Annotated in this window: 9 protein-coding genes; 3 read left to right on the top strand and 6 right to left on the bottom strand. The window is 73.2% G+C overall.

Translation table 11 applies throughout. From position 1 onward, the window contains the following. Positions 1-28: 28 nt before the first annotated feature. A complete protein-coding gene (locus ACW9J6_RS01255) occupies positions 29-1462 on the bottom strand; it encodes a UdgX family uracil-DNA binding protein (RefSeq protein ID WP_457114601.1) in 1434 nt (477 codons plus the stop codon). 7 nt (positions 1463-1469) lie between these two features. Beyond that, positions 1470-2735: a putative DNA modification/repair radical SAM protein gene (locus ACW9J6_RS01260; RefSeq protein ID WP_457114602.1), complete on the bottom strand. Its 1266-nt coding sequence runs from the start codon at positions 2733-2735 to the stop codon at positions 1470-1472. Positions 2736-2852: 117 nt separating this feature from the next. Here ACW9J6_RS01260 and ACW9J6_RS01265 point away from each other — a divergent pair, with 117 nt between their 5' ends. Next, positions 2853-3065 (top strand): hypothetical protein, encoded by a 213-nt coding sequence (locus ACW9J6_RS01265; protein ID WP_457114603.1) that lies wholly within the window; start codon positions 2853-2855, stop codon positions 3063-3065. Between the two features lie 112 nt (positions 3066-3177). Continuing rightward, positions 3178-4479: a Gfo/Idh/MocA family oxidoreductase gene (locus ACW9J6_RS01270; RefSeq protein WP_457114604.1), complete on the top strand. Its 1302-nt coding sequence runs from the start codon at positions 3178-3180 to the stop codon at positions 4477-4479. A gap of 97 nt (positions 4480-4576) precedes the next feature. Here ACW9J6_RS01270 and ACW9J6_RS01275 read toward each other — a convergent pair whose 3' ends face one another. From ACW9J6_RS01275 to ACW9J6_RS01290, 4 genes are all read right to left on the bottom strand, one after another. Then, positions 4577-5704 (bottom strand): acyltransferase family protein, encoded by a 1128-nt coding sequence (locus tag ACW9J6_RS01275; RefSeq protein ID WP_457114605.1) that lies wholly within the window; start codon positions 5702-5704, stop codon positions 4577-4579. A gap of 198 nt (positions 5705-5902) precedes the next feature. Further along, positions 5903-7642, bottom strand: coding sequence for a carbohydrate-binding domain-containing protein (locus ACW9J6_RS01280; RefSeq protein ID WP_457114606.1), 1740 nt, complete (start codon positions 7640-7642; stop codon positions 5903-5905). Next, entirely contained in the window at positions 7630-8922 is a 1293-nt protein-coding gene (locus tag ACW9J6_RS01285) for a glycosyltransferase family 4 protein (RefSeq protein ID WP_457114607.1), read from the bottom strand. Before ACW9J6_RS01285 ends, ACW9J6_RS01280 begins: the two co-directional genes overlap by 13 nt. Before the next feature lie 43 nt (positions 8923-8965). After that, positions 8966-10060, bottom strand: a complete 1095-nt coding sequence (locus ACW9J6_RS01290; protein WP_457114608.1) for a glycosyltransferase family 2 protein — start codon at positions 10058-10060, stop codon at positions 8966-8968. A gap of 139 nt (positions 10061-10199) precedes the next feature. Here ACW9J6_RS01290 and ACW9J6_RS01295 point away from each other — a divergent pair, with 139 nt between their 5' ends. Continuing rightward, complete coding sequence (locus ACW9J6_RS01295) at positions 10200-11483, top strand: polysaccharide biosynthesis/export family protein (RefSeq protein WP_457114609.1); 1284 nt, start codon at positions 10200-10202, stop codon at positions 11481-11483. Positions 11484-11512: the final 29 nt, after the last annotated feature.

An 11512-nucleotide genomic window follows, 5' to 3' on the forward strand; every position in this document is an offset into this window, starting at 1 on the left:
GTGGCGAAACGATCGATCGAATGTCGTTTCACGCCGCGGCCAGATCCTCGGCGAGACGGCGCACCCGGCGCAGGTCGTCGACGAAGGCCCCGTAGGCCTCGGCCTTCGCCGCGTCGGGCAGGCGCAGCAGGTAGGACGGGTGCACGGTGATGAAGCCCGCATAGGGCTTGTCGCCGAACCGCGCCGGACCCCGCGCCCGGGTGATCGGCACCGCCTGACCGCTCAGCGCCAGGACGGCGGTCGCTCCCAGCGCCACCACCAGGCGCGGCTGCACGAAGCCGAGCTCCCGGTCGAGCCACCAGCGGTAATGGGCGACCTCGCCGGCGGTGGGCTTCTGGTGGATGCGCCGCTTGCCCCGCTCCTCGAACTTGAAGTGCTTGACGGCATTGGTCAGGTAGGCGGTCGCGCGGTCGATCCTGGCCTCCGCCAGGGCCCGGTCGAGGACCTGCCCCGCCGGGCCCACGAAGGGCCGCCCCTGCCGGTCCTCCTGATCGCCGGGCTGCTCGCCCACGAAGGCGATCCCCGCCCCGACCGGCCCCTCGCCCAGCACCGCCTGCGTCGCGCCCGGGACCAGCGGCTCGGAGCGCCGGATGATCCCGTTGAGCGCCGCGAGCGAGTCCGGCTCCTGCGCCGTCATCGCCGCCAGGGCGCGGTCGGGCCGGCGCTTCTGAGGCGGGACGGCCTCCCGGTCGATCATCGCGGCGACCCGGGTGCCAGCCGCGCGCACCATCTCGGGAATCGCCGCGGCCTCGGGCAGGTTGCGCCAGTACTTCTTCGGCATCTCCGCCCGCATCGCCGCGAGATTGGTCCGGGCCGGGTTGAAGGTGCTGGCGTAGTAGGCGCGCCAGCCCGGCTCGAACGCGTCGCTCTCCGGGACGTCGCCGCGGCGTCCGGCGGGTCCGGAGCGGAGGGCCTCCCCGTCCCAGTGGATCGAGGCCTCGGGCGTCAGGATCGACCAGTCGAAGGACGGGAAGCGCGCCACGAAGAACGGCGCGGCCGCCTCCAGGATGTGGTGGTCGGGCTCGAACCAGGCCGCGTAGCGCTCCCGCGCGCCCTCGCCGGGCACCTGCCGGAAGCGCAGGAAGGCCTGCATCTTGTGCAGGTCGCGCCGCACCGCCTTGGCGAGGCGCGAGAGCCGGTGGACCAGCGGGTCGCTCGCCACCTCCATGAGGTGCCGCTCGCCCTGGGTCACCCGCCAGATCAGGGCATAGAGGAGTGCGTGGCGCTCGGGGTCGCGATGGGGCACCACCTCGGGCACCAGGGCGGCGACCGCCCGCGGCAGGCGGAGCGGCGGCGCCTCGGCGATGGGGGCGACGGCGAGCGCGGCCCCGAACAACCCGGGCGCCGCCTCCTGCGTCCAGGTCACCGCCTCCGGCGGCACGCCCTCGGCGGCGAGGCGCCGCGCCGCGTCGCGGAAGCCGGCGAGGTCGGCGCCGGGCGCCAGCCGCACGGTGCGGAGCATGCGCGCCTCAGAACAGCGAGAGCTGCCGCGGCGGCTCGGCAAGCCGCGGCGGCTCGGCGAGACGCGGCGGCTGTGCGACCGGGTCCGGCTCGGCGAGCCGGCCGTGCAGGTCGAGGCGGTCGGCGAGGCGGGTCGGCACGTAATCGGCGGCGATCAGGAAGGGGCGCGCCCGCTTGAGCCCGCTGGTGAGGCGGCCGACATCCGCGAGCGTCAGCCGCGCGTGGCGGCGCGCCGCCACGATCTTGTCCACCGCGCGCACGCCGAGCCCCGGTACCCGCAGCAGCCATTCCCGGTCCGCCCGGTTGACGTCCAGCGGGAAATGCGCGCGGTGCTTGAGCGCCCAGGCGAGCTTCGGGTCGATGTCGAGGGGGAGCATGCCCGCGTCGGTCGCCGCCGCCACCTCCTCGGGCGCGAAGGCGTAGTACCGGAGCATCCAGTCGGCCTGGTAGAGCCGGTGCTCGCGCCGCAGCGGCGGCGCCTGCGGCGGCAGGATCGAGGAGGCGTCCGGGATCGGGCTGAAGGCCGAGTAGTAGATCCGCTTGAGATCGTGCGTGGCGTAGAGCGCCGCGCTGGTGCGGATCATGGCGGCGTCCGTGGAGGCATCCGCCCCGACGATCACCTGCGTCGACTGGCCCGCCGGCGCGAAGCGGCGCTTCTCGGCTTTCCCCTGCGCGATCCGCTCGCGCATCTGGCCCATGGCGGTCTGGATCGCCGCGCCGTCCTTCTCGGGGGCGAGCCGCTCCAGGGCGGTCTCGGTGGGGAGTTCGAGGTTGATCGAGAGCCGGTCGGCGAACAGACCCGCCTGCTCGATCAGCCAGGGGCTCGCCTCGGGAATCGTCTTGAGGTGGATGTAGCCGCGAAAGCCGTGCCGGGTGCGCAGGCCCTTCGCCACCCGGATCAGCTGCTCCATCGTGTGATCGGGCGAGCGCACGATCCCGGAGGACAGGAACAGACCCTCGATCATGTTGCGCTTGTAGAACCCGATCGTGAGGGCGATCACCTCGTCCACCGTGAAGGCCGCCCGCCGCACGTTCGAGGAGCGCCGGTTCACGCAATAGGCGCAGTCGAACAGACAGTAATTGGTGAGCAAGATCTTCAGAAGCGAGACGCAGCGCCCGTCCGGCGTGTAGGCGTGGCAGATCCCCGCCCCCGTGGTCGAGCCGAGCCCGCCCGCCGCCGCCCGCCGCTTGGGCGCTCCGGAGGAGGCGCAGGAGGCGTCGTACTTCGCGGCGTCCGCGAGGATGGTGAGCTTCTTGGCGAGACGGTCGTCCATGCGGGCAAGCTGTGGCAAGTTCTTGATTTGTTCAAGGCGACCAATTGGCGCTCACCCGGCCGGAACAACCGCTGCGGGTCCCCGTTCTCTGGAAGAGTTCCAATCGAGGAGGCCCGTATGGCGATGATGGAGACCGGCACGGCCTGCCGCACCTGCCGCTACTATGACACGCACAAGCTCAACGCCGGCAGCCCGCAGGGCGACGAGGGGCTCTGCCGCTTCAATCCGCCGGTGAGCCAGCCCGAGCCGCAGGGCCACGGCCTGTGGCCGGTGGTGTCGGCCTCGGACTGGTGCGGGCACTATTCGCCCGAGATGATGGCCGGCGAGTAGATCGCCGCATTCCAGAAGGACCGCCCCGGGGTGGTCCTTCGCGCGGCAGGAACCGGCCTCGTCCGGGGGGCGTTGGCGAGCACCCCCGCAAACTCGGACCCGAGCGAGGCGCATGCCGGACGACCTGACCCTCCTCTCGCGCAGGACCCTGATGCTCGCCGGAAGCGCGACTCTCGCCGCCCTGGGCGGCGCGCAGGGCGCCGACGCGCCGCCTCCGGAGAACCCCGTCGACACCGGCAAGGTCGAGAACGGCCGGGTCAGCTTCCCGAACTGGCGCGGCCCCTCCGACCGGCCCGGCGCGCCGCCCCCGGCACCGCTGCCGCCCGAGGAGCGCGTCGGATTCGCGGTGGTCGGCCTCGGCCGGCTCTCCCTGGAGGAGATCCTGCCCGCCTTCGCGCAGAGCCGGAAGGCGAAGGTCGTGGCCCTGGTGTCGGGATCCCCCGACAAGGCCAAGGTCGTGGCGCGCCAGTACGGCATCCGGCCCGAGGCGATCCACGGCTACGACGGGTTCCCGGCCCTGGCGCGGAACCCGGAGGTGAAGGCGGTCTACGTCGTCACGCCGAACGCGCTCCACGCGGAGCACGTGGCGGCCGCCGCCGCCGCGGGCAAGCACGTGCTCTGCGAGAAGCCGATGGCGGCCTCCTCGGCGCAGGCCCGCGCGATGATCGACGCCTGCGCGCAGGCGGGCGTGAAGCTGATGATCGCCTATCGCTGCCAGTACGAGACCCACAACCGCGAGGTGATCCGGCTGGTGCGCGGCAAGAGCCTCGGCCCCGTCAAGCTGATCGAGGCGGTGAACACCCAGACCATGAGCCTGCCCGAGCAGTGGCGCATGAAGCGGGCCCTGTCCGGGGGCGGCGCGCTGCCGGATATCGGCCTCTACTGCCTCAACGGGGCCCGGGCCGTGCTCGGCGAGGAGCCGGTCTCGGTCCAGGCGCAGATCCACTCGCCGGACGATCCCCTGTACCGGGAGGTCGAGGAGACGGTGGCGTTCACCCTGCGCTTTCCCTCGGGCGTGCTGGCGCAATGCGCGACGAGCTACGGTGCCCACGAGACGCGCCGGCTCACGGTCCAGGGCGAGGGCGGGGCGGTCACCCTGGAGAACGCCTTCGCGTATGAGGGCCAGCGCCTGATGCTCCATCATCGCGAGGGCAAGGCGGAGGCTCGCGAGGAGCGGGTCCTGCCCGTGCGCAACCAGTTCGCCCTCGAACTCGACCACATGGCGACCTGCGTGCTGGAGAACCGCACGCCGCGCACGCCCGGCGAGGAGGGATTGCAGGACCAGATCCTGATGGAGGCGATCTACGAGGCCGCCCGCACCGGCGCGGCGGTGACCCTGAAGCCGCCGGAACGGGCGCCCGGCAAGGGCCCGCTCGATCTGACGCGCGGGCCGGAGGCCGACGAGGCGGGCTGAGGGGAACCGGAGCGCCCCCCCTCTGCGGGCGACCCCGTCGTGCGCACGAAGCGCCGCAGACCCGCCTCCGCGGCGCCGGTCACGCCGAGAGCAGGCGTCAGACCCCCACGCCCGCCGCGAGTCCCGGCGCGCCGTGCGACCCGGACGCGCGCCGCGCCTTGAGCCGCAGGAAGGGCCGCTCGACCAGCACCCAGCTCGCGAGACCCAGGCCGAGCGAGGCGGCGAGCGCGAAGGCGGTTAGGGCCGCGGGCGCCAGGGTCGGATCGGACCGGGCGAGGAGCTGCTGCACCGGCCAGGCATAGAGGTAGAGCCCGTAGGAGACGTCCCAGGACTCGAGGGTGGTCAGGGCGCGGGGCGCCCGGACGTGGAAGGCCACGAAGACGATCACGTAGCCGCCCAGCACCGCGACGGCCGCCTCCGCCAGCGCCGGGACCGGGAGGAGGACGCAGAGGCCGAGGGCGGCCAGCGCGGCCCGCCCCGGGCCGAAGGTCACGCGGTGCCGATAGGCGTAGAACAGACTGCCCGTGCAGAAGAGCGCCGGGAAGCGGATCCAGGACGTCACCGTCATCTGCTCCCCGACCCGCAGACCCCCCGCCTGCTGCCGGAGCACCATGTCGAGGATGCAGCCGGCCACGAGGAGCGCGACGGCGGCGGCGAGCACGGGGCCGCGGTGCCGCGCGGCGAGGGACCCGATCGGGATGATCAGCAGGTAGCACGCGAACTCCCAGGCGATCGTCCAGAGGGAGGCGTTGAGGAGCGGAACCGGCAGGTCGGCGAAGGCGCCCGGAAGCGTCGGCGGCAGCAGCAGGACCATCCGCGCCAGAACCCTGGCGACCTGCGGCACGCCCCACGCTTCCTGCAGCCGGGGAAACAGGGCGACGGCCAGCGCCAGCGACGCGAATGAGGCGACGATGAAACCGGGATAGATGCGCAGCACGCGGTTGCGCAGGTAGCCGAGCACGGAATCCGACCGGTCGAAGCTCCGCGCGATCAGGTAGCCGCTGAGCAGGAAGAACCCGTCCACCGCCAGGTCCCCGAGTGACAGGGTCCCGCAGAGCCGGGTCAGCGGCTCCCTGAGACGGTTCCCGTCGAGCACCTCCGGGCTGTGGGCCACGATCACGAGCGACGACAGCAGGAGGCGCAGCGGGACCACGGTGCCGGTCCGCGGCTGCGACCGGTCCGCGGCGTCCCCCCGTGGGCGCGGATGCGAGAGCGGCGTCGTCATCGGGAGGTCTCCACGGGCAGGTCTCCACGGTTCGGTTTGCGGAGTGGACGGACGACGCGTCTCGGGACGGAGAGAGCCGGGACGCGGACGATGTGCGAGAGCATTGTCCGCTGGAGTGGATGCCGGTTCGGCGCAGATAATCTCTCAGAAACAAAACACTTGGCGCAGCGCCCGAGCGCCACGCGGTCGGGCGCCGCTCTAGATCGAGAAGGTGGCGGTGCCGTTGTGGACGAGGACGGCGGCACTCGGATCGAGCCAGTCGCAGCCGGCCGAGGCGGTGTTGCCCGTCATGGCGGAGACCCCGTAGGTGTGGTCCCCCACGGACAGGCTGCGCACGTAGAGATTGCGGTCGTTGATGTGCCAGCCCGTCGCCGGGTCGAAGGTGGGCGGCGCCGAGGCGTCGTTGATGAAACTCACCGCGACCTGGTGCGGGCCGGTCCCGTAACGGCCCTGGAGGGTGATGTCCTGCCACGCGCCGGTGGCGTGATCGGTGCTGGCCTCGTAGGTGCCCGGGACCGCGACGCCGTCGACCGTCACGGTGAAGTCCGGGCCGCCATTCCACAGGTCCGCCGACACTTCGAGGGTCAGCGACGCCGTCCCGGACGGGGTGGGCGTCGGGGTTGGGGTCGGAGTCGGGGTTGGTGTCGGGGTTGGGGTGGGGGTGGGGGTGGGTGTCGGGGTTGGGCTGCCGGTGGACTGGCCGACGCCGTTCGTCGCGAAGGTGGCGGTGCCGTCGTGCACGAGGACGGCGGCACTCGGATCGAGCCAGTCGCAGCCGGCCGAGGCGGTGTTGCCCGTCATGGCGGAGACCCCGTAGGTCTGGTCCGCCAGGATCAGGCTGCGCACGTAGAGATTGCGGTCGTTGATGTGCCAGCCCGTCGCCGGGTCGTAGGTGGGCGGCGCCGAGGCGTCGTTGATGAAGCTCACCGCGACCTGATGCGGGCCGGTCCCGTACTGGCCCTGGAGGGTGATGTCCTGCCACGCGCCGGCGGCGTGACTGGCACTGGCCTCGTAGACGCCCGGGACCGCGACGCCGTCGACCGTCACGGTGAAGTCCGCACCGCCGTTCCACAGGTCCGCCGACACTTCGAGGGTCAGCGACGCCGTCCCGGACCCGGAGGTCGCGGCCGTCGCGCCAGACAGGTTGCGCGTGTCGACCCCGTCCGGGGAGGAGACGGGCTGGAGCGCGACCGCGACGGCGGAGGGATCCGCCGAGAAGGCCCGGATGTAGTCGATCGCCATGGATTTCGGGGTGTCGGTCGTTCCCGCAACCCCGCGCGACATGGCGAGCGCCGCGACCAGGTACATCGGCGCGTGCATGTCGGCCGGAGTCGCCATCTGCCCCACCGACCGTCCGTCGTAGTAGAACGTCACGGTGCTGGCGGTCCACAGCGTGCCGAAGGTGTGGTAGCCGCTGGCGAGGTCGGGCTGGGAGGTCCAGTTCGTGGTCGTGGCCGATTGGCCGCCCTGGCCGGTATGGACGGAGTTCGACAGGCCGGTCGGGTCGGCCCCGAAGGTCTCGACCACGTCGAGTTCCGGCGGCCAGACGCCGCTCGACGCGAGCATCCAGAAGCCCGGCCAGGTCCCGGGCTCGGCCGGGAGCTGGGCGCGCATCTCGAAATACCCGTAGGTCTGCGAGAAGCTGCCGGAGGATTGCAGCAGGCCGGAGGTCCACAGGCTCGGCGCCACCAGGGAGGCGGCCGATCCGGTGGCAGGCGCGGCCGTGATGCGCAGCGCGCCGTTCACCAGGGCGAAGGGCTGGATCCCGGTCGTCGTCGGGTCGACGAAAGCGGACTGGCCGAAGCCGAGATCGACGCCCGGCCCGATCAGCGAGCCGGACCGCGTGTCCGCCCAGGTGGTGCCGCGGCCCGTGGCCGAGACGCTGAGGCTGTTGAACTCGTCGTCGAAGGTGAGTCGGAAACCCGTCAGGTCGACCATGGCGTCGGCTCCGTCCGTGGCAAGGCAGGAGGGATGTGGCGTTGCGCGCCCTGCGGCGCGGGGGCGGTCCGCACCTTCGCGCCGTACAGCGCGAGGAGGCCGTCCGCCCAGGCCTCGGGCGTCGGCGCGAGGTCGCGGGCCCGCGCGATCCCCGCGAGGCTCATGGCCCGGACGGCGGCGTCGTCCCGGGCGAGGCGCGCCAGCTGCCCGGCGAGCCCCTCGGGATCGGTCGGGTCGCAGGTCTCGGCGCAGCCGAGCGCCTCGACCTCCGGCGCGATCAGCGCGTGGCGCGAGATCAGGACCGGGATCCCGCTCGTCAGCGCCTCCAGGGCGACGAGGCCGAAGGTCTCGCGCCAGCGCGTCGGCGCGACCACGAGGCGGGCGGAGCGGGCGAGGGCCGCGATCTCCTCGCGGCGGCGCCACCCCATCAGCCGCACCTCGGGATGGTCGCGCTCCAGGGCGCCCCGGAGGGGTCCGTCGCCGATGATCCGCAGGGGCACGCCCGCGCGGCGCGCCGCCCAGGCCACCACGTCGACCCCCTTGTCGGCCTCCAGCCGCCCGACGAACAGCACCTCGGCATTGGCCTCGGCCGGGACGCGGGCGCGGCACCAGGGCAGGACCGGGTTGCGGAGCACCGCCAGGGACCCCGCCCCCACGCCCCCGCGCGCCAGGTAGGGCAGCATGCCCTCGTGGACGGCGACGACCGTGGCCCGGGTCCGCGCGAGATCGAACAGCCCGGCCCGCACCGCGTGGCGGGCCACCCGCCACATTTTGTGCATCCGGTTGCGGCGGTCGCACTGCACGGCGAGGCAGGAGGCGGAGAGGGGCACCCGCGCGCAGGGGACCTGGCGCGGGTAATCCATCTGGCCGCCGTTCGGGCAGACCAGGAAGTAGTCGTGGGCCGTGACGAGGAGCCGGTCCGCGACCGCCCGCAGCGGCCAGAAGGCCGCGGGCGACAGCACCTTGTGCCAGTTGTGCAGGTGGTAGACGGTGCCCGGCGTGTCGTGGCGGCGGATCCAGTCGCCGACGAAGCGCAGGGCGGCGGGGCTGAACAGCCCCGTCAGGGCGGCCCGGCCGCGCGGCGCCTGCAGCAGCCCCTCGCCCCCGAGCGAGATCACCTCCGCGCCCGGCGGGACCGGACCGGCCGGCGGGGCGCTGCCGTTGAGCACCGTGACCGGGATCCCCCGCTCCGCCAGCAGGCGCACCGACAGGAGGGCGATCCCGGCGGCCCCGCCGCTCTCCACCGCGTCGTCGCTGATCACCACCACGCGCTCGATCATCGGGCTGCCTCCTCGTCGGTGCGGTCGGGCCGGGCCGCAGTCATCACGCCAGGTCCGCGATGCGGCCCGGGTGCAGCCGGCCGCGGGCGAGGTCGGCAAGCGCGCGCAGGTTGCCGACGAGGCGGCCGCGCCGGTCGACATGCGGCTCGGGGCGCAGGCCGCGCAGCAGGTTCATGGCCAGGTTGCGGCCCATCAGCCAGCCGGCGCGCGGCAGCGCGTAACTGCCCTTGCCCACGAGGTAGAGCGGGTTGGCGACCTGCGAGTAGCCGAAGCGCCGGCCGGATTGCCGGCCGCCCTTGACGCCCAGATGCACGCCGGACGCCTCCCCCACGCGAGCGAGGCGTCCGAGCCGCGCCGCGCGGCGGCTGAAATCGACGTCCTCCAGCCATCCGTAGGCGGGGAGAACCTCGTCGAAGCTCAGGCCCGCCGCGCGCAGCGGCGCCACGCGGAAGGCCATGTTGCACCCGTACAGGGAGTAGACCGGAACGGGCGGGCCGGACCCGGGCGACGCGCCGCCGAGCACCCGGTCGGCCTCGGCGAAGCTGTAGCCGGGCCCGGTGATGCCATCGGCGAGGACCCGCCCGGTGGCCCCGATCAGCCCCGGATCCGCCAGGAAGGCCCGCTCCAGGGCCGCGAGGTAGCCGGGATCGGGAACGAAGTCGTCGTCGAAGAAGCAGACGAGGTCGACGTCGTCGAGGGCGGTCAGGATGGCGTTGCGCTGCCGGGTGAGCCCGCGCGGGCCGACCAGGACCGTCGTGGGCAAGCCCTCCGGCGCCGGCGCGGCGAGGTCGGAGGGGCTCGGCACCGAGACGAGGACGCGGTCCGGGAGCCTCGTCTGCACGCAGAGCCGGGTCAGCGTCTCCCCGCAGACTTCCGGCCGCCCGACGGTCGCCAGCCCAACGGCGATCCGCAGCCGGCCGGCCGGCACGGGGATCCGGGCGGCGGTCGGGACCGCGGCGTCACGCCGGTCGAGCCACGCCATGGCGCTCGCGCCGATCGCGAGCCCGTGGACCCAGACCAAGCCGGCGGCGTGGCCGAGCGCGGCCTTCAGCGCGCCCGCCGCGGCCTCGGCCAGGACCGGCTCCGGCACGCCGGGTCCGACGACCGCGCGACCCGGGCTCTCTCTCGTCCATGTCATGCGCCAATACTCCGATGACGAAGCTTTTTGGGTATAATACTGATAATCTTCCGCCGAATTATCTATTTATATACTTGACTGGTCGGATCGATCTGGCAGATTTGGCCGGCAGCGTGGCGCCGCAGCAGGAGGGACGCGAATGCGAGGACGGCTTCTGGGGACCGCGGTGACCGCCGCCGTCATGACCGCCATCGTTTCGGCCGGTCCGGCCCGCGCCGGGGAGCAGCCCTACCGCCTCGGGGCGCAGGACAGGATCCGCCTGCGCGTCACGGAGTGGCGCGCCGGGCGCGGCGAGACCTACGAATGGGCCGCCCTGTCCGGGGAGTACACGGTCGATTCGGCCGGCCGGCTCACCCTGCCCCTCGTGGGCGACCTCGCGGCCGCCGGGCTCGACACGCGCCAAGTGGCGGCGCAGGTCGCCGAGCGGCTCCAGCAGCGGATCGGGCTCATCGCGCGGCCGGACGCCTCGGTGGAGATCGCGCGCTACCGGCCCTTCTACGTGGTCGGCCAGGTCGAGAAGCCCGGCGCCTACCCGTTCCAGCCGGACCTGACCGTGCTGCAGGCCGTGAGCCTCGCGGGTGGCTTCTCCCGGACCTCCGACCCGGACGCCCGCGTGTCCCGGGAGCAGATCTCCCTCGGCGGCGAGCTGCTGGACGTGGGGAACGAGCGCCTCGCCCTGCTGGCGCGGCGCGCCCGCCTGGAGGCGGAGATGCGCGACGATGCGGCGCTCCGCTTCCCCGACGAGGTGCGCAGCGCGCGCGGCGCGGGTTCGGCCGAGGCGGTGCGGGAGGAGCAGGCGCTGTTCGAGGCGCGGCGCACCGCGCTGCGCTCCCAGACCGACGCCCTGGAACAGGCCAAGACCCTGGTGGTCGCCGAGATCGACACGCTGCAGCAGAAGATCGCCGCCCAGGACCGGCAGATCGCCCTCGTCCGCAAGGAACTCGCCAGCGTCACCACCCTGGTCCAGCAGGGGCTCTCGGTGACGCAGCGCCAGCTCACCCTCGACCAGACCCTGGCCCAGTTCGAGAGCGCCAAGCTCGACAACCTCCTGGCGGTCTCCCGCTCGCGCCAGGACATCAATCGGATGGACCGGTCGATCCTCGACCTGCGCAACCAGCGTCAGAGCGGCGTCCTGGCGGACCTGCGGGAGACGCAGCAGCGCCTCGTCAAGCTGCAGCAGCGGGCCGACACGCTGCGCAACCTCGTGACGGAGAGCGCGACGGCCCTCGCGGCGCGGCAGGGAGGCCGGCCGGCCGCGCCGCGCTTCGCCATCATGCGCAAGGACGAGGGCGGCGCGACCGAGATCCGGGCGGGCGAGAACGATCCCGTGCGGCCCGACGACGTGCTCAAGGTTGAGGCACCCCGCGAGAACGCTCCGACGCCGGCCTCGGCCGGGACGCCGGGTCCCGTGGCGGTGCGGTGACGCGGCGGGCGGGCGCGGCACGATCCCCT

It is taken from the genome of Methylobacterium sp. JK268, from assembly GCF_054052225.1.

What these genes read in the sequence shown, in the direction of transcription:
- ACW9J6_RS01280 (WP_457114606.1), bottom strand. Translation starts at nt 7,642, where the DNA reads ATGGTCGACCTGACGGGTTTCCGACTCACCTTCGACGACGAGTTCAAC.
- ACW9J6_RS01285 (WP_457114607.1), bottom strand. Translation starts at nt 8,922, where the DNA reads ATGATCGAGCGCGTGGTGGTGATCAGCGACGACGCGGTGGAGAGCGGC.
- ACW9J6_RS01255 (WP_457114601.1), bottom strand. Translation starts at nt 1,462, where the DNA reads ATGCTCCGCACCGTGCGGCTGGCGCCCGGCGCCGACCTCGCCGGCTTC.
- ACW9J6_RS01290 (WP_457114608.1), bottom strand. Translation starts at nt 10,060, where the DNA reads ATGACATGGACGAGAGAGAGCCCGGGTCGCGCGGTCGTCGGACCCGGC.
- ACW9J6_RS01260 (WP_457114602.1), bottom strand. Translation starts at nt 2,735, where the DNA reads ATGGACGACCGTCTCGCCAAGAAGCTCACCATCCTCGCGGACGCCGCG.
- ACW9J6_RS01265 (WP_457114603.1), top strand. Translation starts at nt 2,853, where the DNA reads ATGGCGATGATGGAGACCGGCACGGCCTGCCGCACCTGCCGCTACTAT.
- ACW9J6_RS01270 (WP_457114604.1), top strand. Translation starts at nt 3,178, where the DNA reads ATGCCGGACGACCTGACCCTCCTCTCGCGCAGGACCCTGATGCTCGCC.
- ACW9J6_RS01295 (WP_457114609.1), top strand. Translation starts at nt 10,200, where the DNA reads ATGCGAGGACGGCTTCTGGGGACCGCGGTGACCGCCGCCGTCATGACC.
- ACW9J6_RS01275 (WP_457114605.1), bottom strand. Translation starts at nt 5,704, where the DNA reads ATGACGACGCCGCTCTCGCATCCGCGCCCACGGGGGGACGCCGCGGAC.